The sequence below is a fragment of the Nocardia sp. CA-119907 genome (genome assembly GCF_050955995.1).
Classification (GTDB): domain Bacteria; phylum Actinomycetota; class Actinomycetes; order Mycobacteriales; family Mycobacteriaceae; genus Nocardia.
The window spans coordinates 5,977,172-6,003,031 of the sequence record NZ_CP192091.1 but is presented as its reverse complement, the minus strand read 5'-3'; the positions used below and the strand labels follow the sequence as shown (position 1 = coordinate 6,003,031).

28 protein-coding genes are annotated in these 25,860 nt (G+C 65.6%); 12 read left to right on the top strand and 16 right to left on the bottom strand.

The annotated features are described in order from the left end of the window. Positions 1 to 5 precede the first annotated feature (5 nt). Positions 6 to 872 carry a helix-turn-helix domain-containing protein gene (locus tag ACQP2D_RS26495; RefSeq protein WP_433678620.1) on the bottom strand — a complete coding sequence of 289 codons (867 nt, stop codon included), beginning with the start codon at positions 870 to 872 and terminating at the stop codon, positions 6 to 8. A gap of 91 nt (positions 873 to 963) precedes the next feature. Here ACQP2D_RS26495 and ACQP2D_RS26490 point away from each other — a divergent pair, with 91 nt between their 5' ends. The 6 genes from ACQP2D_RS26490 to ACQP2D_RS26465 all read left to right on the top strand — a co-directional run bounded on the left by ACQP2D_RS26490 (position 964) and on the right by ACQP2D_RS26465 (position 5,625). Continuing rightward, the gene (locus ACQP2D_RS26490; protein WP_433678619.1) at positions 964 to 1,758 is read left to right on the top strand and encodes an SDR family oxidoreductase; all 795 of its coding nucleotides are present in this window, start codon (positions 964 to 966) and stop codon (positions 1,756 to 1,758) included. Then, positions 1,755 to 2,831, top strand: coding sequence for an NAD(P)H-dependent amine dehydrogenase family protein (locus ACQP2D_RS26485; RefSeq protein ID WP_433678618.1), 1,077 nt, complete (start codon positions 1,755 to 1,757; stop codon positions 2,829 to 2,831). The genes ACQP2D_RS26490 and ACQP2D_RS26485 overlap by 4 nt, the downstream gene beginning before the upstream one ends. Positions 2,832 to 3,011: 180 nt before the next feature. Beyond that, positions 3,012 to 4,370, top strand: coding sequence for a cytochrome P450 (locus ACQP2D_RS26480; protein ID WP_433678617.1), 1,359 nt, complete (start codon positions 3,012 to 3,014; stop codon positions 4,368 to 4,370). Positions 4,371 to 4,594: 224 nt separating this feature from the next. Next, entirely contained in the window at positions 4,595 to 4,903 is a 309-nt protein-coding gene (locus tag ACQP2D_RS26475) for a putative quinol monooxygenase (protein WP_433678616.1), read from the top strand. 262 nt (positions 4,904 to 5,165) lie between these two features. Beyond that, positions 5,166 to 5,324 carry a hypothetical protein gene (locus ACQP2D_RS26470; protein WP_433678615.1) on the top strand — a complete coding sequence of 53 codons (159 nt, stop codon included), beginning with the start codon at positions 5,166 to 5,168 and terminating at the stop codon, positions 5,322 to 5,324. Positions 5,325 to 5,334: 10 nt separating this feature from the next. After that, entirely contained in the window at positions 5,335 to 5,625 is a 291-nt protein-coding gene (locus ACQP2D_RS26465) for a hypothetical protein (protein WP_433678614.1), read from the top strand. Between the two features lie 216 nt (positions 5,626 to 5,841). Here ACQP2D_RS26465 and ACQP2D_RS26460 read toward each other — a convergent pair whose 3' ends face one another. From ACQP2D_RS26460 to ACQP2D_RS26445, 4 genes are all read right to left on the bottom strand, one after another. Further along, on the bottom strand, positions 5,842 to 6,891 hold the full coding sequence (locus ACQP2D_RS26460; RefSeq protein ID WP_433678613.1) for an aminotransferase class V-fold PLP-dependent enzyme: 1,050 nt from the start codon (positions 6,889 to 6,891) through the stop codon (positions 5,842 to 5,844). A 212-nt stretch (positions 6,892 to 7,103) separates the two neighbouring features. Further along, a complete protein-coding gene (locus tag ACQP2D_RS26455; protein ID WP_433678611.1) occupies positions 7,104 to 7,517 on the bottom strand; it encodes an SRPBCC family protein in 414 nt (137 codons plus the stop codon). Between the two features lie 24 nt (positions 7,518 to 7,541). Further along, positions 7,542 to 8,024, bottom strand: coding sequence for a nuclear transport factor 2 family protein (locus ACQP2D_RS26450; RefSeq protein ID WP_433678609.1), 483 nt, complete (start codon positions 8,022 to 8,024; stop codon positions 7,542 to 7,544). Positions 8,025 to 8,068: 44 nt separating this feature from the next. Beyond that, on the bottom strand, positions 8,069 to 8,437 hold the full coding sequence (locus tag ACQP2D_RS26445) for a hypothetical protein (RefSeq protein ID WP_433678608.1): 369 nt from the start codon (positions 8,435 to 8,437) through the stop codon (positions 8,069 to 8,071). A gap of 179 nt (positions 8,438 to 8,616) precedes the next feature. On the opposite strand from ACQP2D_RS26445, the gene ACQP2D_RS26440 reads away from it, so the two are divergent. Beyond that, entirely contained in the window at positions 8,617 to 8,913 is a 297-nt protein-coding gene (locus ACQP2D_RS26440; protein ID WP_433678607.1) for a three-helix bundle dimerization domain-containing protein, read from the top strand. Here the strand turns inward: ACQP2D_RS26440 and ACQP2D_RS26435 are convergent. From ACQP2D_RS26435 to ACQP2D_RS26400, 8 genes are all read right to left on the bottom strand, one after another. After that, positions 8,861 to 9,823 (bottom strand): NAD(P)H-dependent flavin oxidoreductase, encoded by a 963-nt coding sequence (locus ACQP2D_RS26435; RefSeq protein WP_433678606.1) that lies wholly within the window; start codon positions 9,821 to 9,823, stop codon positions 8,861 to 8,863. The two genes, ACQP2D_RS26440 and ACQP2D_RS26435, sit on opposite strands and share 53 nt — an antisense overlap. 55 nt (positions 9,824 to 9,878) lie before the next feature. Further along, positions 9,879 to 10,910 carry a zinc-binding dehydrogenase gene (locus tag ACQP2D_RS26430; protein WP_433678605.1) on the bottom strand — a complete coding sequence of 344 codons (1,032 nt, stop codon included), beginning with the start codon at positions 10,908 to 10,910 and terminating at the stop codon, positions 9,879 to 9,881. Then, positions 10,910 to 12,115 (bottom strand): LLM class flavin-dependent oxidoreductase, encoded by a 1,206-nt coding sequence (locus ACQP2D_RS26425; RefSeq protein ID WP_433678604.1) that lies wholly within the window; start codon positions 12,113 to 12,115, stop codon positions 10,910 to 10,912. The genes ACQP2D_RS26430 and ACQP2D_RS26425 overlap by 1 nt, the downstream gene beginning before the upstream one ends. 25 nt (positions 12,116 to 12,140) lie before the next feature. Then, complete coding sequence (locus tag ACQP2D_RS26420) at positions 12,141 to 13,028, bottom strand: VOC family protein (protein ID WP_433678603.1); 888 nt, start codon at positions 13,026 to 13,028, stop codon at positions 12,141 to 12,143. 13 nt (positions 13,029 to 13,041) lie between these two features. After that, positions 13,042 to 14,052, bottom strand: a complete 1,011-nt coding sequence (locus ACQP2D_RS26415; protein WP_433678602.1) for a 2Fe-2S iron-sulfur cluster-binding protein — start codon at positions 14,050 to 14,052, stop codon at positions 13,042 to 13,044. Beyond that, positions 14,049 to 14,234, bottom strand: coding sequence for a hypothetical protein (locus ACQP2D_RS26410; protein ID WP_433678601.1), 186 nt, complete (start codon positions 14,232 to 14,234; stop codon positions 14,049 to 14,051). The genes ACQP2D_RS26415 and ACQP2D_RS26410 overlap by 4 nt, the downstream gene beginning before the upstream one ends. Before the next feature lie 53 nt (positions 14,235 to 14,287). Continuing rightward, positions 14,288 to 15,433, bottom strand: a complete 1,146-nt coding sequence (locus tag ACQP2D_RS26405) for a Rieske 2Fe-2S domain-containing protein (protein WP_433678600.1) — start codon at positions 15,431 to 15,433, stop codon at positions 14,288 to 14,290. A 96-nt stretch (positions 15,434 to 15,529) separates the two neighbouring features. Continuing rightward, positions 15,530 to 16,006 (bottom strand): flavin reductase family protein, encoded by a 477-nt coding sequence (locus tag ACQP2D_RS26400; RefSeq protein ID WP_433678599.1) that lies wholly within the window; start codon positions 16,004 to 16,006, stop codon positions 15,530 to 15,532. Between the two features lie 241 nt (positions 16,007 to 16,247). On the opposite strand from ACQP2D_RS26400, the gene ACQP2D_RS26395 reads away from it, so the two are divergent. Both ACQP2D_RS26395 and ACQP2D_RS26390 read left to right on the top strand, forming a co-directional pair. Further along, the gene (locus tag ACQP2D_RS26395; protein ID WP_433678598.1) at positions 16,248 to 17,090 is read left to right on the top strand and encodes an IclR family transcriptional regulator; all 843 of its coding nucleotides are present in this window, start codon (positions 16,248 to 16,250) and stop codon (positions 17,088 to 17,090) included. 168 nt (positions 17,091 to 17,258) lie between these two features. Beyond that, positions 17,259 to 18,404, top strand: a complete 1,146-nt coding sequence (locus tag ACQP2D_RS26390; protein WP_433678597.1) for an acyl-CoA dehydrogenase family protein — start codon at positions 17,259 to 17,261, stop codon at positions 18,402 to 18,404. 57 nt (positions 18,405 to 18,461) lie between these two features. On the opposite strand, the gene ACQP2D_RS26385 is transcribed toward ACQP2D_RS26390, so the two are convergent. After that, positions 18,462 to 20,093 carry an MFS transporter gene (locus ACQP2D_RS26385; RefSeq protein ID WP_433678596.1) on the bottom strand — a complete coding sequence of 544 codons (1,632 nt, stop codon included), beginning with the start codon at positions 20,091 to 20,093 and terminating at the stop codon, positions 18,462 to 18,464. 439 nt (positions 20,094 to 20,532) lie between these two features. Between ACQP2D_RS26385 and ACQP2D_RS26380 the strand changes: the two genes are divergently transcribed. Next, a complete protein-coding gene (locus ACQP2D_RS26380) occupies positions 20,533 to 21,675 on the top strand; it encodes a DUF418 domain-containing protein (RefSeq protein ID WP_433678595.1) in 1,143 nt (380 codons plus the stop codon). Between the two features lie 118 nt (positions 21,676 to 21,793). Beyond that, complete coding sequence (locus ACQP2D_RS26375) at positions 21,794 to 22,225, top strand: nitroreductase family deazaflavin-dependent oxidoreductase (RefSeq protein ID WP_433678594.1); 432 nt, start codon at positions 21,794 to 21,796, stop codon at positions 22,223 to 22,225. A 287-nt stretch (positions 22,226 to 22,512) separates the two neighbouring features. Here ACQP2D_RS26375 and ACQP2D_RS26370 read toward each other — a convergent pair whose 3' ends face one another. Both ACQP2D_RS26370 and ACQP2D_RS26365 read right to left on the bottom strand, forming a co-directional pair. Beyond that, on the bottom strand, positions 22,513 to 23,973 hold the full coding sequence (locus tag ACQP2D_RS26370) for an FAD-dependent oxidoreductase (RefSeq protein ID WP_433678593.1): 1,461 nt from the start codon (positions 23,971 to 23,973) through the stop codon (positions 22,513 to 22,515). A gap of 46 nt (positions 23,974 to 24,019) precedes the next feature. Continuing rightward, a complete protein-coding gene (locus ACQP2D_RS26365) occupies positions 24,020 to 24,436 on the bottom strand; it encodes a sigma factor (protein ID WP_433678592.1) in 417 nt (138 codons plus the stop codon). Between the two features lie 581 nt (positions 24,437 to 25,017). Between ACQP2D_RS26365 and ppgK the strand changes: the two genes are divergently transcribed. Next, on the top strand, positions 25,018 to 25,860 hold the full coding sequence (gene ppgK, locus ACQP2D_RS26360) for a polyphosphate--glucose phosphotransferase (protein ID WP_433678591.1): 843 nt from the start codon (positions 25,018 to 25,020) through the stop codon (positions 25,858 to 25,860).

Here is a 25,860-nt window from a genome sequence, read left to right as displayed (position 1 = left end):
CGTGCTCAGGTCGCCAGCGCTCCCGTCAGTGCGCGGGCGGTGTCGACGGTGGCGGCGATGAATTCATCGCGTTCGGGTTTGGTCGTCGATGCGCGCAACGGCCCCAACTGGACCTCGTAGGCCGCCACCCCCGCGGCGTCGAAAACCGGTGCGGCGAGATAGCTCAGCGGCAGCACCGCCTTGGAGTCGAGCTCGGCCTTGGTGAACGGTCGCGAGGTGAGAAATGCGAGGCGGCGCAGGGCTCGGGTGCGCAGGTGCGGCTGCACGAGTTCGGTGCCCATGGCGCCGAGGAGGTCGGCGAGGAGTTCGACCGTGCCCGCATCGTCGGTGCGCGGGCGGAACAGGGCAACGCCGCGGTCGCGAACGAGGGTGAGCAGGCCGCTCGCGATGCGGCGGTCCGCGTCGGGCGCGGTGGCCAGCCAGGTGTTCTGTTCGGTGGCCGAACGCCACGGCATCACACTGGCCCCGGCCGGAAATTGCAGTGGGATGCGATGGCCGACCGGGATGCCGGGGACGACGCGTTCGGGTCCGTGCCGCACATCGAGGACAGTGAGGTGCTCGGGCTCGATCCGGCTGAGGGTCGCGCCGTAGCCGGTGCGGACGGTGAGTTCGGTGAGGACATCGCCGAGCGCGCGCGGTAGCGCCGGGCCGTGCAGATTCGCCAGCGCCGGGCCCAAGCCGTAGCCGCGGTTCGGATCGCGCAACACCCAGCCCGCCGAATCCAGTTCGGCGAGAATCGCGGTCGCGGTGGCGCGGGCGATATCGAGGCGGTCCGCGATGCCCGCGACGCTGATCGGCTCCGGGGTCGCGGCGAGCAGCGACACGATATCGATGACGCGGCGGGTCGGCGGGGACGGGGACCGGTCGGACATGGACAACCTCTTGTGCGGTTCGGTGGAGCGGTTCTACGATGACGAATATTACGACAAGCAGTGTCGAATATTCGACAGTTGTGGAGTGCGCATGATTCTGGACAGATTCCGAATCGACGGACAGGTCGCCGTCGTCACCGGCGCGGGGCGCGGCCTCGGCGCGGCGATAGCGGTGGCCTTCGCGGAGGCGGGCGCGGATGTCGTCATCGCTTCCCGCACCAAGAGTCAGCTGGACGACGTCGCCGAACAGGTGACGGCCGCGGGCCGGCAGGCCCACGTGGTACCCGCGGACCTGAGTGATATCGAGGCGACCGCCGGGTTGGCCGACGCGGCCGTCGAACGCTTCGGACGGCTGGATATCGTGGTCAACAATGTCGGCGGCGCGCTGCCGTGCCCGCTGCTCGACACCACGCCGGACGCGCTGGTGCAGGCGTTCAACTTCAATGTGACCAATGCGCACGCGCTGGTGCGTGCCGCCGTGCCGAAGATTCTCGAAACCGCCGGTGGCGGTTCGATTCTCAATATCACCTCGACCATGGGCCGCCTGCCCGGTCGCGCGTTCGTCTCCTATGGAACGGCGAAAGCGGCGCTGGCGCACTACACCCGGCTGGCGGCAATGGACCTGAATCCACGCATCCGGGTGAATGCCATCGCACCGGGCTCGATTCTGACCTCCGCGCTGGAGATCGTGGCGAGCAACGATGCCATGCGCACGGAGCTGGAGGCGAAGACACCGCTGCACCGCATCGGTGAACCCGAGGATATCGCCGCCGCCGCACTGTATTTGGTGTCGCCGGCCGGAAAGTACGTCACCGGCAAGGTGCTCGAACCCGACGGCGGTCTGATCGCGCCCAATCTCGACCTGCCACTTCCGGATCTGTCATGACCTATCGCGTAGTCCAATGGGGCACCGGCAATGTCGGAGCGCACGCACTGGCCGGTGTGATCGCGAATCCGGATCTGGAATTGACCGGGGTGTGGGTATCGGGTCCGAAGAAGGACGGGCTTGACGCGGGAACCATTGCCGGACTGGATCATCCGGTCGGTGTGACCGCGACGACCGATACCGAGGCGATACTGGCGTCGAACCCCGATTGCGTCGTGTATTGCTCGATGACCGACAACCGTCTGCTGGAGGCGGTCGAGGATCTGCGCAGGCTGCTCAGCGCCGGAATCAATGTCGTCGCGTGTGCGCCGGTGTTCTTCCAGTACCCCTACGGTGTGCTGCCGGATGAGCTGTTGAAGCCGATCCAAGAGGCTGCGGCGCAAGGGAATTCGTCGTTGTGGGTCAATGGCATCGATCCCGGCTTCGCCAATGATCTGCTGCCGCTGGCGCTCGCTGGCACCTGTCTGCGTATCGACCACCTGCGGTGTCTGGAGATCGTCGACTATGCCAGCTACGACAACCGTGAGGTCATGTTCGACATCATGGGTTTCGGCAAACCGCTCGACGAGATCCCGATGTTGTTGCAGCCCGGGGTGTTATCGCTGGCCTGGGGCGGCACCGTGCGCCAACTGGCGGCGGGCATCGGCGTCACCCTCGACGCCGTCACCCAGACCTACGAACGCATTCCCGCGCCGGATTCCTTCGATATCGCCACCGGCCATATCGCCGAAGGAACCGCGGCCGCACTGCGTTTCGAGGTGCGCGGCATGGTCGGAGACCAGGTCGTGACGGTACTCGAACACGTCACGCGCCTGCGCCCCGACCTGTGCCCGGACTGGCCGCAACCCGCCCACCACGAGGGCTCCTACCGTGTCGAGATCACCGGCGAACCCAGCTACGCCATGGACCTGGTCACCTCCAGCCGCAATGGCGACCACAACCACGCGACACTACTGGCCACAGCCATGCGCATCGTCAACGCGGTCCCAGCGGTCGTCCAAGCCCCAGCGGGCATCCTCACCGCCCTTGACCTGCCGCTGATCACCGCCCCCGCAACCCGCCCACCAGCGTAACCCGATGCTCCGCACCCTAGGTAGGGCCCGTTAGGGGCGCGAACCAACCCAAAACCTACGAGCTTCCGTATCGCTTTCGCCGACAAGGACATTGCGGAACACTGGCAGAACCGTAGACAGTCGTTTCGTGCGCATTTGCCAACCGTGGCGAGTTCTGCGCCATCAGCTTTACTTGGTGCCGTGACGTCTACCTCTACCAGTGTCCGTGAGTTGCCCCCGATGGTCACTGGCCGCCTCCGCAACACCAAACGCTTTCTCACCGACCCGATTGCGTTCCTCTCCGACGCCAGGTCCCAGTACGGTGACGTGTTTCGATTCCAGCTGATCAACGGGGGCATGGTCGGCGTTACACATCCCCACCACATCAAGTACATCCTGCAGGAACGCATGGTGAACTTCCCCCGCGAGACCGAGATGTACGACATCCTGGAGCTGTTCGCGGGCCGCGGGCTGGCGACCATCGCCGACCACGACAAGTGGCGACATAACCGGCGCCTCGTGCAACCTGCCTTTCACCACAAGAAGATCAACGCGCTCAGCGAGATCATGGTGGCCGAGATCGACGCCATGTGCGACGAATGGGCCGAGCACGCCCGAGCTGGCCGAACGATCGATGTCGGCGAGCAGATGGGCCACTTCACCTTGCGGGTCGTGGTGCGGGCTCTGTTCGGGATGGATCCGCAGGGACCAGAGGTGACCGGTTTCTCCAGCGCTGCACAGCGGGTGAACGACGAGCTGGGAAAGTTCATCCGGATGCCGTTGATCCCCTTGCAGTTTCCAACTCCGAGCCACCGCCGCTTCTGGCGGGCGCTCGGCGAGATGGATGCCATCGTCTACTCGGTGATCGACCAGCTCCGCGACAACGACAACGGCGGATTGCTGGCCATGCTCATCAATGCCACCGACGCCGAGACCGGCGAGAACTTCACCGACAAAGAGTTGCGCGACGAGGTCGTCACCATGCTCTTCGCCGGTCACGAAACCAGCGCCTCGGCTCTGACATCGGCCATTCTGCTGCTGCAACTGCATCCGGAGGTGCGTGAGCGGCTGCGCGACGACATCGACACCGCGTTGCCCGGCGGTCACGCCACCATGACCGACCTGCCCGCGTTGGCCTACAACAAGCAGGTGATCGAGGAGGTGTTGCGGCTGATGCCACCGGCGTGGATGGGACAACGCCGCGCCCGCGAGGACGATGAGATCGGGGGCCACCTCATCCCGGCAGGCACTCCGGTGATGTTCAGTTACTATCACGCACACCGCAACCCCGAGGTTTGGGATCAGCCGGACACCTTCGACCCGGACCGCTTCGCACCCGACGCGGTCGCCGGTCGTGACCGGAACATCTACCTGCCCTTCGGTGCGGGTGGACACCTCTGCATCGGCAACGCGTTCGCGATGATGGAAATGCAACTCGCCTTGTCGACCATCATGCGGCGATTCGAGTTGACCATCGAGAACCCAGACCCCACTCCGGCTACAGCGATCACCCTCAACGCCAAGTCCCCGCTGATCGCGTCCCTGACCGAACGCGGATAGCGCGCCGGTACCGCGAGCCCCTACTGGGTTCTATCTCGAATGGTGCGGGCGGGCCCACGTCCCGCACCCACACACCAACGCGGGCAACAACTTCCATCGAACACACCGAGGGGTGGCACCGCAAACGGTGCCACCCCTCACCTCACTTCGAAACTCAGTAGCCGACATGCCTGTAGCGCGTCTAACCGCCGAGCACTGCCTGCCGTCTGTTATACGGTGGCCCAATGTTTGCACTCGTGGTGAAGTTCGACTTGTTCGACGTCGACAAGGCGGCAGCCTTCGACCAGCTCGTCGCCGAGACCGTCAAGAGCATCATCGAAAACGAACCCGGCACGCTGGTCTACGCAACCAACACCGTTGACGGTGAACCGCTCTCGCGGATCTTCTATGAGGTGTACCGCGACCGCGATGCGTTCGAGGAGCATGAGCGGCAGCCGCACACTCGGCAGTTCCTGGACAAGCGCAGCGAATACGTCGCGTCATTCCGCGTCGAGTTCCTAGCCCCGGCTGTCGCAAAGGGCTTGCCCGCCTAGAGTCGCTGGGCAATCCCGCACCACACGGCGAACCCGTGCACGCTGTCGACGGCGCGGGCCTCAGCGCGAGCAAGCGCTCGGGCGGTCTCGTGAACCATTGGGTTGTATCGGGTCTGCGCCGGTGCGATCGACTTCGCAGTGAGCAGCGCGTCGAACGCACGCCGACGTGGAATGCAATCCCGCCCCTCTCCAATTCCGCATCGAGTTGCAGCTATGGCATCGATCGGGCACCAGCAACCCACAGCCGAAGGGCGACCACGTCGTGGTCACGCAAATCCCCAGCCCGCACCTCAACGTCGCTGCGATGGCGTTGGACTGCGTCCCTGGCGTGTGGTGGGGCAAGATCGTCATGCGGGCTACATGGGACACCGGGACGGATGAGGTCCCCAAGGAGACGACGCCCACCTTCATCCAGTGCTAGGTTGACCTCGATGAAGCTGCTCCATGGCGATATCAGCAGCGGCCCTGCCACTTGGTCGGGTCGCTGGTTCTGGCTGCGCCGCAACCTTTACTACCGGTTTCGGCATGTTGCCCGCGAGCCCGGCTACACCGGGGAGAACCAGTGGAATCCTCACCGCGAATACGGCGGGTGGGTCATCCGTCCGGCCAGCGGATGGCGGCGGAGACGCTGGATAACCCCGCCCCTGCATTACACGCGCGGCATCCCCGCTGACGACATGTACGCCGTCGGTAGTTGGATGCTGGAGAAGCTGGAGAAGTAAGTCCGGTAATCCGGACACAGCGTCCGGGGTCCGGCTGCGCCCCGCCTCCGATTCGGGAGGCGGGGCGGATTGCATTGCGTGTCGGACAGAGCGGTTAGTCTGCGCTCATGCGATCAGTGCGGGAGACCTAGTCCATAGCAACACTCGTTCAATAGCAGGTGTTGCAATCAACCCTTGAAACCCAAGGGGTGCGGTGGCCGAAAGAGGGTGCGGCGGTCAGCGCTCGGCTAGGGCGGTCAGGGCGCGGTCGATATCGTCGGCGCTGTTGTAGAGGTGGAAGGAGAAGCGTAGGCCGCCGCCGCGGGCGGATGCGATGATGCCCGCTTCTTCGAGACGGGCTGCGGCGTCGCCCGCGCCGGGCACCGAGACGATCGCCGAATCGGCGGGTATCGACTGGAAACCCAACTCTGCCAACCCGGTTCGGAATCGGGCGGCGAGTTCGCGATTGTGGGCGCCGATCTTGTCGATGGTCAGCTCCTCGATCAATGACAGACCCGACAGCGTTGCGATGACGCCGAGCCAGTCCGGAGTGGAGTCGAATCGTCGGGCGGTGCTGGACAGTGCGATCGGGTCGTACAGTTCGGCCCAGCGGTCGGCCGCCGCGTACCAGCCGGGGCTGATCGGGCGCAGCTCGGCGGCGGCTTCCGGTGCGGCGGCGAAGAATGTGATGCTGCGTGCGCCGATCAACCATTTGAATGTCGCGCACACCCAGTAGTCGGCGTCGTCGAAACGCAGCGGCACCCATCCGGCGGCCTGGGTGGCATCGGCCAGCAGTCGGGCATTGTGCGCCCGGGTGGCCGCGCGCAGCACCGCCATATCCGTGGTCCGGCCGTCCTTGGACTGCACGACGCTGACCGCGACCAACGCCGTTTCGGGACGCACCTCTTCGGCAATGCGCTCCCATGGCACGAACCGCACGGCCAGATCGCCGCGATGCACGAAAGGCATGGAGACGGAGGAGAATTCACCTTCCGCAAGCAATACTTCCGCACCCGGCGGCAATGCGGCGACCGCCGGCGCGATGAGCCCGGCGACGGTCGCGCCCAGCGCGATATCGTCGACCGAAGCGCCCGCCAGCAGTCGCGCGAACCCGGCCCGCAATTCGGGTACCAGGTCGTCCCGCGTCGCCGGTGCGCCACGACCCGCCGCCCAGAACGCGTTGATCTCCTGCAGCGCCGCCAATGAGCGCGCGGACGGCAATCCGTGCGAAGCGGTGTTCAGATAGGCGGTCTCGGTCGTGAACTCATCGGGCGCAAGCGAAGACATACCTGACACACTCCGCGCACGACCCGCCCCAGTCGAGTGCCACCCGCCAAATACTGGACCCAAATCCCACCCTCACCCGGCATGCCGTGTAGCGCTTGGACAAGCGATCACCATGCGCTCACGCAGGCAAACGTCGAGAACGCATCCGCACCAGCGCATTCTCGGCTCATGATGGCGTGTTTTCGGGGTGAGGTGGGCTGGTTGGCTGGCTCTCAGGCTGGATGGTGTTGTTCGATGGTCGCCTTCATCACCTGGGCGCCGCGCTCGACTCGCGGCCGCACCTGGTCGGCGGCATGGTGGGGCAGCACGTCGGTGACCCAAACCAGGGCGCTGCGACCGTCTTCGGCATCGAGCACCTGGAACGAGGCGTGGTGGTGGGTGAGCGGCAATTGGAAGCCCTCGACAGCCGAGTAGGCCAGTCTGCGTGCCTCGTCATCGATGGTGACGATGAGTTCGCGAATCACATTGCCGCCGGGCATGGTCAAGAATCTGATGTCGCCATCGATGCGGGTATCGACGACATATTCGGGCAGCAGGCGTTCGTGCACTGCCCCGACATCGCGCAGGGCCGCCCATACGTGCTCCGGGTCGACGTCGATCAGAATTTCATGGTGGATGGTGGCCATAGCGGATCCACCGTATCGGCTGTTCTATTTCGGGGTCTCAGCCGCCCACATGTTGGACAGGAGTTGGTAGCTGGGGGTGTCGGCGAGGGATTGCATCGACTCGTAGATCCGTTGATAGCTCGTCGCGGTGATGCGCCAGCGGCCGTCACTGTCGCGGCGATAGCTGTCGGTGTAGTAGCCCGCGCCGCGGATCAGTACACCGTATTCGGTGGCGATCACGGTGTCCTCGAATGCCCAAGAGCCCGTTGCGGTATCGCCGTCCACGGTGATTTCCGGATGGTTGGCGATATGGGTCGTGACGATGGCGGGGCCGAGGTTCTCGCGCATGAACGCGGTGACGGCGTCACGGCCGTCCAGGGTCAGCGGTGCGCCCATGGCATGGGTGCCGTAGCGACCGGCGACGTCGACGGCGAGGGTGTCCGCGAAGTCGTTCCATTGTTTGAGATCCAGTGTCCGGAAATAGCGGTACTTGAGCTGGCGGACGGCTTCGATGGCGTCGAGATCCATCCGTTCAGCTTGGCACTCGAGGAGCGGCAAAACAAGAACTTGTTCTAGCCGCCCGATGGGGCCGTCGGCTGTGCGGCCGCGGCCTGTGCGGCGAGGCCGTCCAGGACCGTGATGTGGGCGGGTGGCACTTGGATATCCATGAATACCGCGCCCGGCTCGGCGGGGGTGAACGTGAAGCTGAAGAAGGCGCAGCAGCTCGATTCGCGGGCCGCGAGATCTTGCGCGCTCGCCGTGGCCGCGGCATCGAGTTCGAGCCGGAGCAGGGTCGGCGCCGAGCGCTCGATCTTGCGCAGCGCCGTGGCGAACAGGAGTGCGAACTCACCGACGCGCCATGGCTGCTGTTCGGTGGACAACGTGCACACCTGCGGTGCCACCCACATCAGATTCTCGCCGAGCATTCCGACCACCTCCACGAGGCTGTTGGTATATGCCGAAAGGGTAGCGCGGAATCCGCGCCGGGAACAGCACCGGATCCGCCTCGCAATTGCGGGTGTTCGCGCGGATGCAGCGGGTATCCGAATGGTGGACGCAGTAGTCGGCGCGCCCCGCTGCGCCCATCGCATCGCAAGTTCATCTTGGCCAGGAGTTCGCCATGACCGAAGGTCGCACCCCACACGAACACCACGATCCGTCCATCGATCAGAAGTTGGCACTGCGTACCGCCGCGCGCCGATTGGAGCGCGAATTCGACGGAGTCCCCGATGAAACCGTCGACCAGTGCTTGCTGTCGGCCTACGACCACGTCGCGGGCCACGCCACCATCGACAACTTCCTACCGTTGCTGGCCGAGCGCTACACCCGCGAATGGCTACACGCCATGACCGAGGATGAGTCGACTAACGGCAGCGTCCCGCGGCACGCCGTATCACCTGCTCGGCGTCGCCGCTGATCCGGCCCACGAGATCGGCGGCCGATTCCAGGCCGCCGATGAGGCCGACCGCTTCGCCTGCCCAGGTCGGCACACAGTCGAGATCGCCCCGCTCGGTCGCGTCTCGATACCGTTGTCGCGCAATCGAATCGGCCGCGAGTTCGGCTTCGCGGCCGTGCCACTCGTCGAGGAAGCGGTTGCGCAGCGTGCGGGCGGTGTATTCGGCGGGCCACGGGGATTCGCGCGCGATATCGATGATCCGGTTGCGTTCGGTGTCACCGGCATCGGCCTCGACGATAGCCTTTGCCTGTTCGGCGGATATCAGGGCTTCGGGTGTGGCCTCGAAGCGCGTTCCGATCAGCGCACCGGCCGCACCGAGGACGAGTGCGGCGGCGAGCCCGCGACCATCGGCGATGCCACCCGCGGCGAGCACCGGCACCGTCCCCGCCAGATCCACGACGGCGGGTACGAAGGGCAGCGTGCCGCGCTCGCCGCCGTGTCCGCCCGCCTCGCCGCCCTGTGCGACCAGGACGTGCGCACCCGCGTCGAGGGCGCGGGCGGCCTCATCCGTGGTGGTCACCTGAACGAGCAGGCGAATATCGGCCGCCAGTACGGCATCCGCGTACGGTGTGGGATCGCCGAAGGACAGCATGATCGCCGCCGGGCGGCGCTCGACAACTCGCAATACCGCGTCGAGATCGGTGGCCCAGCTCAATAGTCCGATGCCCCAGGGCTTTTCGGTGCGGACCGCGAGCAGCCCGCATTCCCGATCGAGCAGATCCGGATCGCCGCCGCCGGCGCCGATCAGGCCGAATCCGCCGCCCTCGGAAACCGCGGCGGCCAACTCGCCGCCCGCCACGCCACCCATCGGGGCCAGCATGACGGGGTGCTCGATGCCGAACATCTCGGTGAGATCGGTACGCAATGCCATGACCAGCCCCTTCGTCGCCTTCGACTGCCGTCCTCGACGATACGGCCCGGGTCGGTCAGAGATCCGGACGGACCAGGATCTGAATGTGGTCGTCCGGATTGCGCAGTGCGTCGATGGCCCCGGCGACGCCGCTCAACCCGACCTGATCGGTAATGAGCGAGGCGGCATCGATGGTGCCGTCGGCGATGCGGTGCAGGGTCTTCGCATACTCCTCGTGCGGATAGACCATGCACATTTGCAGTGAGATGTCCTTGTAGATGCCGACGATCGGGCGGATGACATCATCGGTCATCACCGCGCCGACCTGCAGAATCGTGGTCTGGCGCGGGACCTTGTACATCAGCTCGTTGATCATGCCGGGCACCGCGGCACAGACCCAGACGTGCAGGAGTTGGCCGGGGGAGGCAGCCTCCCGCCAGACCTCGATCGGATCCGCGACCGCCGGGTCGACAACGCGGTGCGCGCCGAGCCGCAATGCCGTGTCGCGCCGCAGCTTCGACGGATCCGAGGCGACAATCGGGGCGACCCCGCGCTCGGCCAGCGCGGCGACCGCAGCCAAACCCACCGGGCCGCAACCGATCACGATGCCGGAGCCGCCGGGACCGATCCCGGTGCGCGCGACATTGCCGAAGCCGACCGCGAGCGGTTCGGTGAGCGCGGCGACGTGCGGTGCGACCGAATCCGGAATCGGTTCCAAGGCCATGGCCTGCAACACCATGCGCTCGCCGTAGCCGCCCGGGAATTCATTGGAAAACCCGACACCGTGGATCTGGCCCGCATGATCGATGGCCCAGGGCAGGGCCACCACCAGCTGTCCCTCGGTATGCGGGGTATCCGGTCCGGCCGAGACCACCCGTGCCGCGATTTCATGGCCCATGACGACATCGCGATCGGGATCGAATTGAAAAGTGGGGACACCACTGTCGTGGGAGGCCTGCAGGAATTCGTCGGTGTAGTCCAAGGCCTGCTTATCGGATCCGCAGATACCGCAGGCGATCGTCTCGACCAGGACCTGACCGGGTCCGGGTACCGGCTCCGGCACCTCGTCGACGACCAGTGCGCTGGCCCGCATCACCACCGCGCGCATCAGTTGGTCTCCTCGGTGCCCAGTGCGGAAGCCAAGGTCTGGCCGTACTTTTCGAAGGCGCTCTGAATGCCCGCGGTCAGGCCGCCGATCATCCGTTCGCTATTGGCATGCGCCCATTCCAGCGAGGCGGTGCGATTGCGGTTGGCGCGGGTGAAATGCGGGATCACCTGCTCGGCGAAGAGCCGGGCCGAACGCTGGGTGGCGTCCCAGTCCGCGATATTCAGTCCGAGCAGCAGGAAGGTGCCGAAGCCGCCGGACTGTTCGGCGAGTTTCTCGATGGTCGCGATGGCATCCTCGGGGGTGCCGATGGTGGCGCGGCCGAAGGCGGGGAAGCCTTCACCGGTCCACTGTTCGACGGCGGCGCGGGCCGAGGCATTCCACGGAGCGATACGGCCGCTGAGCTTTTCGATGTAGTCGACGAGATGTCCGACGCCCCATTCGGCTTCGCGCATTGCCTGTTCGCGGGTCTCGGCGATGTGCATCGGCGCGACCAGCCGCCATTTGGCGCGATCGACGGTATGGCCGTGTTCGGCCATGGTCTTCTCATAGACCTGCCAATTCGGCAGCAGCGCATCGTATCCGCTGGGATCGGAGGCCGCCAGGGACAGCAGACCGGCGCCGTGTCGTCCCGCCAGCACCGCACCGGACGGCGAAATCGTGGAGGCCACCGCCATTTCCAGGCCCTCGACCTGGTACGGCAGCAGTTGTAGGCGGGCCTCGCTCAGGTGATACCAGTCGCTTTCGGCGGTCACCGTCTCACCGCGCAGCAGGCGTACCAGCACGTCCATGGATTCGTGCATCATGTCGCGCTGGCGGACCGGGTCGATGCCCATCATGGCGGCATCGGTGGCCAGCTGTCCGGGGCCGACGCCCATCATGGTCCGGCCCATGGTCAGGTGATCCAGCAGGCAGATGCGGTCGGCGAGCATCATCGGCTGGTGGTAGGGCAGGGAGTTCACGCCGGTGCCGAGCCGGATGCGGCTGGTCCGCTGGGCCGCGGCGGCGAGGAAAACTTCGGGCGCGGCGATGATCTCCAGTCCGGCCGAATGATGTTCGCCGACCCAGGCCTCGGCGAAGCCGAGACGGTCGGCCAGCTGCATCAGTGCGAGGTCGCGCTGGAGTTGCAGGGTCGGGTTGCCGGTGAGCGGATGGTAGGGGGCGATGAAGAATCCGAACCGGGTGGGGCCGAACTGGTTGTCGCTCAATTCAATTGTCCTTATCTACGGTGATTCAGCCGCGGTCCCAGTCATGACCCCAATAGCTATCGGCGGTCATTTCCTCTGCGGTGTAGGTGGTTTCGTCCACCAGCACGCCTTCGGTGCCGAATTCCAGATCCCAGCCGCCCGGCGTGCGGACGTAGAAGGAGATCATCTTGTCGTTGGTGTGTCGGCCCAGCGTCGAGGACAGGTGGTATCCGGCCTTGTTCACCCGATCCAGTGCACGGCCGACATCATCGAGACGGTCGACCTCGACCATGATGTGCACCAGGCCCGAACCCTCCTTACCGCCGGAGGGGATCAGCGCCAGGCTGTGGTGACGCTGATTCACACCGAGGAAGCGGATGCGGACCGGACCGTATTCCGGCGGCGTCGGCAGCCGGAACGCGCCGCGCGGCAGGAAGCCGAGAACGTCGGTGTAGAAGCGGAACGCGCCGTCGAGGTCGGGCACCGGCAGCACCACGTGGCCGAGACCGAGCCCCTCGGTGACGAAACGGTTGCCGTACTTTCCGACGACGGGGCTGTGGTCGAGGACCGGGCCATGGAAGATCTCGACGGTGGTGCCGGAGGGATCGCGGAAGGTGATCGCCTCCTCCACGCTGCGGGCATCCGCCTCGGCCACGGTGAGTGCGGTTACCTCGATTCCGGCCTTCTCCACCGCTTCTCGTGCCGCGGCCAGTGCGCGGTGGTCGCGCACCTCCCAGCCGATGGCGAGCACCTTGTCGGTCTCGCCCGGCACCAGCACCAGGCGCGCGACGTGCTCGTCCATGCGCAGGTAGATGGCGTCCGGATCCGGGCCGGTGCCCTCGGCGAAGCCGATCACATCGAAGGCGAAGGTGCGCCAGGCCGCCGGATCGCTGACTGCGACCTTCACATAGCCGAGCGAGCTGATAATGCCCATAGGGATGTTCTCCTCATTCATAGGTGATCCGGACCGTGTCGGTGACCGGCACCGCCTGGCAGGCCAGCACATAGCCGTCGGCCAGGTCTTCGCGTTCGAGTACTTCGTTGCGCAGCAGCTTCACTTCGCCGTCGACGACCCGGCAGACGCAGGCACTGCAGGCGCCCTCACGGCAGGAGTACGGTGCTTCGACGCCGCGGGCCAGCAGTAGATCGAGCAGCACTGTAGTACGCGGCCAGGAAAATTCGTTGGTGGTGCCGTCGAGTTCGACCTCGACGCGCGCGGCGTCGCCGGTGTCGTCGTCGACCTCGGCGAAGGGGTCGCCCGATAGCGAAACGAACTTCTCGACATGCACGCGCGCGGGGTCCACGCCGAGATTGCCGGACGCCTCGACCACGGCGTCCATGAAAGGCACCGGGCCGCAGACGAATACCTCGCGGTCCGACCACGGCGCGACCAGGGTGGTCAGTGTGCGCACCGAGGGCAAGTCCTGCACGGACTCGAGCCAATGCAGCACGACCAGGCGATCCGGGTGGGCGGCGGTCAGCGACCGCAGTTCGTCGGCGAAGATCACCGAGTTCTCGTCGCGGTTGGCATAGATCAGGGTGCAGCGGCCGGAACCCTGCGCCAGCGCCGACTTCAGGATGGACAGCACCGGCGTGATCCCGCTGCCCGCCGCGAGCAGCAGCAGATCGGTATCGAGCGAGGCGGGTGTGAAGACTCCAGCGGGCGCCAGACTATCGATGGTCGTGCCCGCGACGGCGTTATCGCACAACCAGTTCGAACCGTAGCCGCCTTCGGTCCGTTTGACGGTGACCTTGAGCGGTCCGTCCTCGTGCGGTGCGCTGGACAGCGAGTACGAGCGCGCCACCGAACCGGTTCGGGCACTGGGTATCCGCAGTGTCAGGAACTGGCCGGGCCGATAGGGCAGTGGCCGACCCGATTCGGTGACCAGTTCCAGCGACACCGCGTCGTGGGTTTCGGCGATCACGCGAACCACCCGCAGCGTTTCGGCCGCGCTCACAGCAGATCCCCATCACGCGTGCTCAACCCGACTTCGCCCGCGGTGACAGCCTTTTCGATGCTGTCCCGCAATGCCGCGCATCCGCGCACCGGCCCGCCGCCATCGCGGGCGAACTCGGCACAGTGCGAGCGAGCGGCCGAACTCCACTGCACACTCGTATGCGCGGGGCTGAATTTGACCACGGACACCTGATTTCGGCAGGCGTGGCAGGTGACGCAATCCATCACAGGTCCGATCAGGCGTCCGCGCGTTGGGCGGCCAGATTCTCGGCGACCTCGGCCTCCCACGCGGTGATCGCGCGGGTGGTGTCGACCTCGAATTCGAAGCGGTCGGTCATCTTCGGTTCCACCTCGGCGATATCGGTGTAGAACTGCTCGTACCAGCGCCGCAGCTGATAGACGGGTCCGTCCTCCTCGCACAGCAGCGGATTGTCGATGCGGGTCTTGCGCTCCCAGATCGCCACATCCTGTTCGAAACCGCGGCCGAGTCCATTGGCGAAACGCACCGCCATCGCCTCGGCCTCATCGGCCGACAGTCCGGGCAGCTTCTTCACGATCGCGCCGTACTGCAGCACGAACTTGGTGGGCGAGACCGGGTAGTGGCAGTTGATCAGCACGGATTCGACTGTCTGCCCGTTGGATTCGTTGACCAGGTAATCGATCATGTAGGAGGGGCCGTAGTAATGCGCCTCAGAATGCAGGGTGTTCTGTCCGCCCGCTTCCTTGGCCAGTTCACCCTGCATATCCTCGCGGCCGATCGAGGTCATGTACTGACTGGCGACGTGCCCCTCGAAGACGTTCTTGAAGTAGGTGGGGAAGGCGTAGTGCACATAGAAGAAATGCGCCATATCGACGACGTTGTCGATGACCTCGCGACAGTTCGCGCCCTCGATGGTGATCTGATTCCAGGTCCAGTCGCTCCACTCGTCGCTGAACGCGCCGTCGATCCGGGGGATCGCGACATCCGCGGGCGGCGGATTGCCCTCCGGATCGTTCCAGACGAACAGCTGCCTGTTCTGCTCCATCGTGACCCAGGACTTGGTGCGGGCCAGCGGGGGCACCCGGCGGGCATAGGGGATCGCGGCGCACCGGCCATTGCCCTTCCAGCGCCAGTCGTGGAACGGGCAGGCGATGGTGTCGCCCTTGATGGTGCCGTCGCCGAGGTTGCCACCCATATGCCTGCAGTAGGCGTCGAGCACGTGCAGCGCGCCGTCCTCACCCGCGAATACCACCAGTTCGGTGCCGAAGATTTCGATGGTGTGCGGTTTACCGTCGCGGAAGCTGTCGGCAAGGCCGATGCAGTGCCAGCCGCGGGCGTATCGGGTCGGCGGGGCGCCGGTGTCGATCACGCGCACCTGGTCGTCGGTGTTCGCCGGGCTCATTGGTCCTCCACGTTCGTCGTCCGTGTCGTTGTGCTTCGATGGTTCGGCGGTGTCCGCCATTGCCGAAAGGCGGCGTCCCACTGGTCGGGAGCCAGCTCAAACGCTGGTAAGGCGCTCGAATCCGGAGCGGTAGAACAACAGCGGGTCGGCATCGCGGTCCGCGCCGAGCGCGGTGACATTGCCGATGACAATGGTGTGATCGCCGCCGTCGAGTTCGCCGCCGAGTTCGCAATCGATCCACGCGATCGATCCGGCCAGTAGTGGTGAGCCATTGGGGGACGGCTGCCAGTCGAGGCCGTCGAATTTATCGGCACCGCGGCGGCCGAGCTGTCGGCACACATCCTCCTGATCCGCGGCGAGCACGTTTACGCAGAACTTGCTGGCCGTCCGGATCCGCGGCCAGGTGGTGGAGGTCCTAGCCGGGAACAGGGCCACCGCGGGCGGATCGAGGGACAGTGCGGAGAAGGACTGGCAGGCGAACCCGACGGGTTCGGCGCCGTCCAGGGCGGTGATCGCGGTGACTCCGGTGGCGAACCGGCCGAGGACGGCCTTGAAGTCGATCACGACGGCCATGGCGCTCCTAGTTTCTACTAGAAATATTCCGTTTCGCCATGAAGGTAAGCGGCGCGCTCGGGGGGCTGTCAACAACGGATTCCGGCTACCGAGAAGATCCGTAGCGATCTACGTAGTTTTCGGGATTCCGGGTTGTCCGCGCGACGGCACTGTGATGGGGGACACGAACAGGTATGCCGAAAACGGACATGCCTAATCGAAATACTTCTAAGCTAGATGCGCTACACAATGGAGGTGCGCCATGACGGTCGAGGTGCTGACCGGCCCGCAGTCCGAACAGCTGTTGTCGGGTTCGGGTCGACCGACCACTCGGCCCGCGCAGACGCCGGTATCCATGATCGAGCGGATGACGCTGATCCTAGACGCTTTCGACGGTTCGACGCCGACCCTGACGCTGCTCGGTCTCGCCGAGCGCACCGGCCTGCCCCGGTCTACCGTGCACCGGATTCTGGACCAGATGATCCGGCTGCGCTGGTTGGCGCACGCGCCCGGCGGTTACCGTCTCGGCCTGCGTCCGCTCGAACTGGGCGGACTCGCCGCCGACCACAACGAGATTCGCGATGTGGTGAGTCCGCTGCTGCACGATCTGTGTCAACGGACCGGCATGGTCGGCCATCTCGGCGTACTCGATGGGCGCGAGGTGCTGTACCTGGACAAGGCCGGTGGCCGGGTTACCGCCAGCGTCCCGACCCGCCTCGGCGGACGGATGCCCGCGCACACCACGGCGCTCGGCAAGGCGCTGCTGGCCTCGCTGGAGCCGAGCATTGTCGAGACATCGTTCCGGGACCGGTTGCCGCAGTTGACGCCGCGCACCATCTGCGACAAGGCGGAACTGCATCGTGAGCTGACCAGGATCCGGCACCGGCAGGGTGTTGCCATCGACAACGAGGAGTCGGTCACTGGGATCGCCTGCGTGGCCGTGCCGATTCGGGGCCGGGGGGCGGCCGTGGGGGCGCTGTCGCTGTCCGGCCAAATCGGCGGGGAGCGAACGGCTCTGGATACCGCCCGGTTGGCGCGCGTCCTGGTAGAGGTGGCGCATGAGGCGGGGCGGGCGCTGTTTCCTCGGCACGCGCGCTGGCGGTGACCCGAGGGGTGTCGCGCGGCGTTGCCGGTGACCTGAGGACCGTCGCGTGGCGTTACCGGTCGCGGCGGGACAACTGGGGACGGTAGCGCGGTGCGCGGATCCGATTCGGCCGCCTCCGATAAGGGGCTCGACTAGCGTCGGAGTGGGGGCCTCGGTGAGGAGGGCGACGTGATCTACAGCGATGAGCACCAGGAATTCCGTGCGCTGGTTCGGCGGTACCTCGAGCAGAAGATCAATCCGCATGTCGACGAGTGGGAACGCGCCGAGTGGATGCCGTTGCACGAGATCTTCGCGGACATGGCGAAACTCGGCATGCTCGGGCTGGAATACGATCCGGCCTACGGTGGCCAGGGCGCGGACCACCTGTTCACGGTGGTGTTGTGCCAGGAACTCGGCCGGGTAGCGCACGGATCTTTCCCGATGGCGCTCGGTGTGCACGTCGCGATGGCGACGCCGTCATTGCACGCGCACGGCAGTGCGGAACTCAAACAGGAGTTCCTCGCGCCGGCCATGCGCGGTGAAGTGGTCTGCGGTGTCGCGGTCACCGAGCCGGAGGCCGGTTCGGATGTGGCGGGGATCCGGACGCACGCCCGTCGCGACGGTGACGACTGGGTGATCAATGGCTCGAAGATGTTCATTACCAACGCCCTTCAGGCCGACTGGCTCTGCACCCTGGTGCGCACCTCCGACGAGGGCGGTTACCGCGGCATCAGCCAGATCATCATCCCCACCGAAACCCCCGGATTCCGGGTCGACCGCAAACTCGACAAGCTCGGCATGCGCGCCTCCGACACCGGTCTGCTCACCCTCGACAATGTCCGAGTTCCCGTGCGCAACACCATCGGTGAGATCGGACGCGGTTTCCAGCAGCAGATGTCGCAGTTCGTGATGGAGCGAATGTTCGCCTCCTACAGCGTGCCCATCACCTGCGCGCACGAACTGGAACTCACCCGCGACTATGCCCGGCAGCGAAAGGTGTTCGGCCACCCACTGACCGCGAACCAGTACCTGCAGTACACCTACGCCGAACTCGCTGCCCGCGTCGATATGCTCCGCGTCTATACCGAGTCCACCGCCCAGTCCTATATGGCGAGCACCGATGTCACCCGCATGGCCACGATCTGCAAACTGGAGGCCGCCCGCCTCGGCCGTCAGGTGGCCGACTGGTGCCTGCAAATCCACGGTGGCATGGGGTATATGGCGGAAACCTGGACCTCGCGCGCCTTCCGCGACAGCCGCCTGCTCAGCATCGGCGGCGGCGCCGACGAGGTCATGCTCCGCGTGCTGTCCATGATGGACGGCTTCACCGACTGACAGGTGCACGAAAGCGGGCCGGAACCCGATGGTCCCGGCCCGCGGTATCTCGTGGTGTCAGTGGGCGGTGCCGCCGGTGGCGGGGGTGCGGCCGTGGCGCATGACCAGGGCGATCAGCAGGGCGATCACCGAGGCGCCCGCGGCGAACCAGAAGCCCATTTCGTAGCCGTGGTCGGCGAAGACCTGGGGGATGACAGATCCCTGTGCCGGCTGACCGGCGACGCTCACCCGCGCGGTGATCGGACTGGCGTTGAGGTAGGCGGTGACAATGGCCAAGCCGATGGCGACGCCCATGGATTGCATGACGCCCAGCATGCCGAGGCTGATGCCCTGCTGTTCCTGCGGAACGGCCTCGACCATCAGGATGGGCATGGACGCGTAGTAGAAACCGAACCCGATGCCGAATGCGGCACTCACCCACAGGAATACGACCCAGGTATGGGGCAGGACGGCGTAGCCGACGCCCGCGCCGACGAACAGCATGAGCGCGAAGACCAATGGCAGCCGGGCCCCGATCTTACGGGCCAGCGCACCGGCCAGGGCGCCGCAGATCATGGCGAGTACCGCCTGCAACAGCGCGACCCGGACGGCGAATTGCAAAAGGGTGAAACCGTTTCCGTAGCTGTACCCGGGATCCAGCAGCACCTGGACCATCGCGGGCGGCATCGGCTGACCGGTCTGCTGCTGGATCTGCGCGAGGGTGGCCTGCTGGACACCGGCGGCGACGGTATCGGAATCCGGGGTCTGGGTCATATAACCCAGTGCGTAGGACTGGACGCCGATGAGGAACGACGCGAACAGCGCACCGCCCAGGACCAGCGCCACCCGCGGATGGAACAGCAGTTTCATATCCATGATCGGCCGGCTGACCCGCAACTCGACCACGACGAACAACACCAGCAGGGCGATGCCGCCGAACAGCCAGGCCAGCGTGAGCGGTTCGTGCCAACCCCAATCCTGGCCCTTGTCCAGGTAGATCAGCGTCAACGCGGCCCCGGCCGACAGCAGTACCGCACCGAACACATCGATGCGCTCGCTGACCCGCAACTTCGATTCGGGCACCACGATCCACACCAGCGGCAGCATCAGCAGCGTGAATCCGGCCAGCACCCAGAAGATCGCGCGCCAGCTGTAGTTGTCGACGAGGTATCCGCCGAGCAGCGGCCCGCCGACCGCGGACAGTCCGAGGCCGGTCGCGGTGACGCCGAGGCCGAGCGGAACATATTTGCGCGGCAGGAGATCTCGGATCAATCCGTAGGCGATGACCGCGGTGGCGATGGCGGTCGCCTGCAACCCGCGTCCGATCAGGAACAGCCCCCAGGAGCTGGTGACCGCGTCGAGCGCGCATCCGATCATGAACAGCACGCCGCAGACCAGGAACATCCGCTTCTTGCCCCAGACGTCGCTCATCTTGCCGATGAGCGGCGACGCGGCGGCGCCGATGAGGCCGAAGACGATAATGGCCCAGTTGATATTCGCGCCGACGCTGGGGAAGGTCGGTGCGATCTTCTGCAGTGCGGCCGCGACGATCGTGTACTGCATCGGGGCGACCTCGGTGAACGCCACGATGACCGCGAGAACGGCGAATATCCTGGCGGGCGATGCGCCGTCGAGTCGGCCGGTGTCAGCGGATTCGATTGCGCCGCTGGGTCTTTCGGCAGCGGCGGCATCTTTGGGAATGGTGGACATGAATCGGGCTCCGCAGTTCGGGAACGACCTGGTGGTGTTCGACGGTGATGATTTGTGAAACCTGTCACAAGGCGGTGCCGGTCGTATGTTTCGAATCCCACTGAACGGGATGTTTCACTCGGTAGATGCCGCCCTCGAGTGCGCCGGTGGTCAAGTGGGGGAAGTTCTCGGCAACGAACACCGCGCCCGCTCGCGCAATCCCGGGCCACCACCACGCCGGCACTCTGAACGTGTCGGCAACATCCCAACTCGCTCGCTGGTATCACGAGTGACCGTCGAATCGTACTGGGGTATCGCAGGGGTCTGGGGCGGTAGCACGATGCGCTGAACCACTCCGTATCAATACCGTCGGATTCCGGCATGGTCGACAACTATTGAGGGATCCGCGATGCGGCGACACCACCGGAGGACGCCTGAGACCACATCGAACGTGGACGACGTGCGCACGGACCGAGAGGATCGCATCGCCGAGATCGATGCATTGCGCGGTTTCGCCCTGCTCGGCATACTCGTCGCCAACATCGTTTACTTCGCATCCGGCTACCCGGCCCACCTCGCCACCGACCCGGCATATGCTTCTCGGCTGGACAGTACGACCACGTGGCTGACCGCCTTCCTCATCGATACGAAGTTCTACCTGCTGTTCTCCTTCCTGTTCGGCTACAGCTTCACGTTGCAGATGGACTCCGCGGCACGAGCAGACGCCAGATTCACTCCCCGTTTTCTGCGCCGTCTCGGCGGGTTGTTCGTGCTGGGTGTTCTGCATGCCGTGTTGCTGTTCCACGGCGACATCCTCACGTCCTATGCACTCGTCGGATTGATTCTGCTCACGGTCAGGAAGGTCTCTACGACCGTCGCCCTCGTGAGCGCGCTCGGGCTGACCGCCGCGGTCGCTGTGATCTTGCTACTGGTTGGGAGCCCCGTGGAAGCCGATTCCGCCGCGGCGCTGATCGAGGGTGCTCGGACCACCGATGCGTTCCGCGGTGGCCCGGGCAGCGTCATCGCCGAGCATCTGCGATTGCTCCCCGCGCAGCTGGCGAGCAACGCCGGACAGGCAGCGCTTGCGCTGTCCGCGTTCCTGGTGGGACTGGCGGCGGGCCGGCATCATGTGCTGTCCGACCTCGCTCGGTACGCGCATCTGCTGCGGCGAATCCAGTGGTTCGGATACCCGGTGGGGCTGGCTGGAGCGCTGGTCTTCGCATCCGGCGGCGGTACCCATGACGCCGGAACGATGGCGGTCGGACTCCTGACGGCGCCGTTGCTCGCCGCGGCCTACGGCGCATCCGCGCTGCAGCTGGTGCACTCCCGCACAGGAACTCGGCCGGCACGAAGCTTTGCCGCGGCCGGCCGGATGGCGCTGACCAACTACATCGGCCAATCGGTGATCTGCGTTCTGGTGTTTACCGGGTGCGGATTCGGTCTCGTCGGCCGAATAGCGCCACCGCTGGTCCTCCTGATCGCCTTCGCGATCTTCGGCAGCCAGCTTGTGACGAGCACGTGGTGGATGAGCCGCCACAGATACGGTCCGCTCGAATGGATCCTGCGCTTCGTCACGTACGCGCGACGGCCACCACTGAGGTAATCGAGAGGAGTGGTCGTGGTGCAGGCGGTACCGGCCGAACATCGGCGGGCCGTAGCCCTGGGGCCCGTGGCTACCTGTACTTGCCCGGTGGCACGCGTGCCGATGTAGGTTGCGCACCATGCCAAGTGATACTCAGTTGAAGATCCAAAACGCCATTCACCGTGCCCTGCTCAAAGTAAGCGGCGGGCGGTTGGGCAGGACGATCGTGGGGATGCCGACTCTCGAGCTCACCACGATCGGTCGTAAATCCGGTGAGCCGCGGAAGGTCATGCTGACTGCGCCGGTCATCGATGGCGAGATGATCGTGATCGTGGCCTCGCGCGGTGGTGATCCCACCCATCCCGCGTGGTTTCTGAACCTGCGTGACCATCCCGATGTCGAGGTGGCGCTGCAGAGTGGTCCCAAGCAACCGATGGCGGCTCGTGTGGCCACTGCGGAAGAACGCGCGGCGTTGTGGCCCAGGGTCGTCGCGGCGTACGACGGCTACGCCGGCTATCAGCGCAAGACCACCCGTGAGATCCCGCTGGTGCTTTTGACGCCCAATCGGTGAGATGCTGTTCCTGGCGGAATCCTCGCCAGCCCAGTCGGCGTGCGGCGATCTGATTGCGGTTGGCGAACCGCCCGCTGTCGGACACCGATGATCGCCCGGCGACCGCGCTGACGATTGTTGAAATCACCAGTACCAGTTCAAGTCTCATCCGCGGTTGCCCCCGGATTCAGAGCGATGACCCACCCAGCACATCACTCGATGGTCATCGACACCAGACCGGCGCCGATGACCATCGAGGGGCGGTCACTGAGCTGGGCCATTGTCGCGGCTGTGGAGGTCAGTTGGGTTCAACTCTTTTGGGTCCAGCAGGCTAGGGTGTCGCGCCAGCCGCGGTCGGCGGCGGTGCGTCCGGCCCAGGCGATATAGCCGTCGGGACGCACCAGCAGGGCGGGGCCTGTGTCGGTGCGTTCGGCTTGGATGAGATTCGTTGCGACGGGGGAGGTGCCGCGTTCCCGGATGAGGACGAAGCCGGGTGTGCGCTGTAGCACGGTGAGCCGGTCGCCCCGGAGGGGAGTCTCCGTGGCGCGGGTTCCAACCAGCGGAGACTGGCCGCGGCCGGACGGGTAGCGCAGGGTAACTCCGGCGAAGCTGCCCGCGATCGCGTCCGAGATCGGGCCGAAGCCGAGCACTTTCGGGGCGATTCGGTCCCGCATCCAGCGCGCGACGCGCGGTTTCACCGTGACCGCACGCATCATCGCGCCGCTCTGCCGCAGGACGCGGCGGCCGATAGGGTGGCGTTCGGCGTGGTAGGTGTCGAGCACCGCGTCGTTCGCGCCACCGAGGACGGCGTCCAGCTTCCAAGCCAGATTGGCGGCATCCTGGATGCCGGTGTTCATGCCCTGCCCGCCCATCGGAGAGTGCACGTGCGCGGCATCGCCTGCGAAAAATACACGTCCGGAACGGTATTCGTGGATCTGGCGCTCATCGCAGTGGAACCGGGAACGCCAGCTGATCTCGGCCACGCCGACATCACGTCCCATCGCCCGCGTGAGCACGTCCTCCACTTCGCACTCGTCCACCGGCTCGGAGTCGGGCAGCTGGTTGCGGCGATCCCAGGTCATCGACCGGTACCAGCGGGAGCCCGAACCGTCGCCGTAGGGGACGAGGAATCCGAAGCAGTCGCGGATGTCACCGAGCGTCAAAGCCACACCGGCTGGCCCATTGGTGAGCAGCACATCGGCCAGCACCACCGAGGACAACACCGACTTGCCCGCGAATTCCACCCCGAGCAGGGTTCGGATGGTGCTGTGGGCACCGTCGGCGGCCACCAGATACGGTGCGCGCCAACGGGTTGTCTCGGTGTCCACCGGTGCGTCCTTGTGCTGGGCCGTCACCGTGACACCGTCGCGGTCCTGCACCAGGCCGACGACCTCGACACCGCGGTGGATATCCGCTCCCTGTGCTTCGGCATAGCGGGCCAGGGCCTGGTCGACATTGGTCTGCGGCGTGATCAGCCCGCAGCGGTACCGCGAGGGCAGGTGAGTCAGATCGACCTTCGCGCCCGCGAACAGGTTCACCGCCGGTGTGGTGCTGCCCTGTGCGAGTAGATCCTCGGCCAGACCGCGGGCGTCGAGGACTTCCAGGGTGCGAGCCATGGTCGCGAATGCCCGGCTGGCCGGGTTGATCTGCGGCCATCGCTCCAGCACGGTCACCGACCGTCCGGCGCGAGCGAGATCACCGGCGGCCGTCAGGCCGGTGGGGCCACCACCCACCACGATGACATCGGCAGAGTTCACAGGCGTCTCCACGACTGCTCCTCGACCGCGGCGATTCCGTGGCAGGCCATCGGCTCGATCAACCTGGCCACCGCACGATCGCCGTAGCCGAATGCCTCCACGAACATCGCTCATTCGCTCCGGGTGAGCCGCCCGGCAAGCACAAGGAACACAAACGACACCGTGTCGCGTTGCTCGACGGTCTCCAACGGCCCAACGCACTGTCCGGCGGCAACACCGGCTCGGGCAACCACGTCCCGAGGTATCGCTCTCGGCGACTGCGTACGGAGTCGAGCCGGTTCGGACAAAGGTTCATCGCAACCTTGGCCAACCACGCCCATGGCACCTCGACCGAGCCGGGTTCAGTATTGTGCCACCGCAGGAACGTCTCTTGGACGATGTCTTCGGCGTCGGCCGCCGAACCGAGCGTTTCATACGCCAGACCGAGCAATCGTGCCCGCTGCCGCTCGAATATTTCGACCGCCCCTGCCGCCATACCGCAAGCATGACAGGGGCACAGCCGGTCATACGCCGGCTTTACGCACGTCACCGCCGATCTCGACCCCGAGACCATCGAGGCCACAATGCACGCCTACCAGCACAGCAGCACATAGATGACCTTGGTAGAACTTGATGTTCTCGCTGTGGGCTGGCGAGATGTGGGCTCACATGTCGGCGCTGGCGCTGATGGCACCCGAGTCCCGTAACCGTGAATGCTTCGCCCGCAATTCCGCTGGTATTGCAGCGTTGACATACGCTGCCGAACTGCAATGGAACCGGCGCTTTTGCGGGTAGCAGGAATACCGGTGCGGGGGAGAGAATAGATGCTTGATGTTATGTGCACCATCAGTATTGGGGCATGTCCCTGACATGCGCCGTGTCCGTTCAGCGGGGTGCCCGAAGCGGGCGGTGCCGTTGTGAATGAACCCTTTGCGCCCTTTTTGTTGGAATATGGGCAGCCTCCCGAAATCTCTGCCTCGATATCCGATTCGTGACCAGGGGAACTCGACGAAACCCACGGTAACGATCAGCCCGGAATCTGCGGAGCGGGGGCCGCCGCCACGTACGGGAGTGTCCATGACCGATACCACCGCTTCGGTCATCGAAAATCCGAGCCAGGCCAGTCCGCATCGCTGGGGCTTCGGCATCGACGTGGGCGGTAGCGGCGTGAAGGGCGGCGTCGTCGATCTCGGCACCGGGCAGCTGATCGGCGACCGCTTCAAACTCCCGACCCCGCGGCCGGCTACTCCGGAGGCTCTCGCCGACACGATCCGCGAGGTGGTGAAGCACTTCCAGTGGGACGCGCCACTCGGTGTCACCTATCCGGGTGTGGTCAGCGGCGGCGTAGCCCGTACCGCCGCGCACCTCGACAAGTCTTGGATCGGACTGAACGCCCAGGAGGTGATCAGCGCCGAACTCGGCGGACAGCCGGTAACCCTGCTCAATGACGCCGACGCGGCGGGATTGGCCGAAGTCGAGTTCGGCGCCGGCAAGGACAACGACGGCGTCATTGTGCTGCTGACCTTCGGCACCGGCATCGGTTCGGCGGTGATCCATAACGGGGTGTTGTTGCCCAACACTGAATTCGGTCACATCGAGGTCGGCGGAATGGAAGCCGAGCGTCGGGGCGCCGCGTCGGCCAAGGAAAAGCACGCCTGGAGCTACAAACGGTGGGCCCTGGAGGTGACGAAGGTGCTGATCGCCATCGAAAACGCGATCTCGCCCGACCTGTTCATCGCCGGTGGCGGGGTCAGCCGCAAGGGCGACAAATGGATTCCGCTGCTGAAGAGCCGCACGCCGGTGGTGGCCGCCGCGCTGCAGAACACCGCGGGGATCGTCGGGGCAGCAGCGGCTTCGCGTGCCGATCCAACGCGCGCAACCAGCCCGCTCGGCGTCAGCGGTCGCCTTCGCTGGGCTTGA

Coding starts and splice junctions, on each gene's coding strand:
- ACQP2D_RS26405 (WP_433678600.1), bottom strand. CDS start 15,433: ATGAGCCCGGCGAACACCGACGACCAGGTGCGCGTGATCGACACCGGC.
- ACQP2D_RS26385 (WP_433678596.1), bottom strand. CDS start 20,093: ATGTCCACCATTCCCAAAGATGCCGCCGCTGCCGAAAGACCCAGCGGC.
- ACQP2D_RS26365 (WP_433678592.1), bottom strand. CDS start 24,436: ATGGCGGCAGGGGCGGTCGAAATATTCGAGCGGCAGCGGGCACGATTG.
- ACQP2D_RS26430 (WP_433678605.1), bottom strand. CDS start 10,910: ATGCGCGCGGTGGTGATGCGGGCCAGCGCACTGGTCGTCGACGAGGTG.
- ACQP2D_RS26455 (WP_433678611.1), bottom strand. CDS start 7,517: ATGGCCACCATCCACCATGAAATTCTGATCGACGTCGACCCGGAGCAC.
- ACQP2D_RS26440 (WP_433678607.1), top strand. CDS start 8,617: ATGACCGAAGGTCGCACCCCACACGAACACCACGATCCGTCCATCGAT.
- ACQP2D_RS26450 (WP_433678609.1), bottom strand. CDS start 8,024: ATGGATCTCGACGCCATCGAAGCCGTCCGCCAGCTCAAGTACCGCTAT.
- ACQP2D_RS26495 (WP_433678620.1), bottom strand. CDS start 872: ATGTCCGACCGGTCCCCGTCCCCGCCGACCCGCCGCGTCATCGATATC.
- ACQP2D_RS26420 (WP_433678603.1), bottom strand. CDS start 13,028: ATGGGCATTATCAGCTCGCTCGGCTATGTGAAGGTCGCAGTCAGCGAT.
- ACQP2D_RS26435 (WP_433678606.1), bottom strand. CDS start 9,823: ATGGCATTGCGTACCGATCTCACCGAGATGTTCGGCATCGAGCACCCC.
- ACQP2D_RS26375 (WP_433678594.1), top strand. CDS start 21,794: ATGCCAAGTGATACTCAGTTGAAGATCCAAAACGCCATTCACCGTGCC.
- ACQP2D_RS26460 (WP_433678613.1), bottom strand. CDS start 6,891: ATGTCTTCGCTTGCGCCCGATGAGTTCACGACCGAGACCGCCTATCTG.
- ACQP2D_RS26395 (WP_433678598.1), top strand. CDS start 16,248: ATGACGGTCGAGGTGCTGACCGGCCCGCAGTCCGAACAGCTGTTGTCG.
- ACQP2D_RS26485 (WP_433678618.1), top strand. CDS start 1,755: ATGACCTATCGCGTAGTCCAATGGGGCACCGGCAATGTCGGAGCGCAC.
- ACQP2D_RS26490 (WP_433678619.1), top strand. CDS start 964: ATGATTCTGGACAGATTCCGAATCGACGGACAGGTCGCCGTCGTCACC.
- ppgK (WP_433678591.1), top strand. CDS start 25,018: ATGACCGATACCACCGCTTCGGTCATCGAAAATCCGAGCCAGGCCAGT.
- ACQP2D_RS26400 (WP_433678599.1), bottom strand. CDS start 16,006: ATGGCCGTCGTGATCGACTTCAAGGCCGTCCTCGGCCGGTTCGCCACC.
- ACQP2D_RS26465 (WP_433678614.1), top strand. CDS start 5,335: ATGAAGCTGCTCCATGGCGATATCAGCAGCGGCCCTGCCACTTGGTCG.
- ACQP2D_RS26475 (WP_433678616.1), top strand. CDS start 4,595: ATGTTTGCACTCGTGGTGAAGTTCGACTTGTTCGACGTCGACAAGGCG.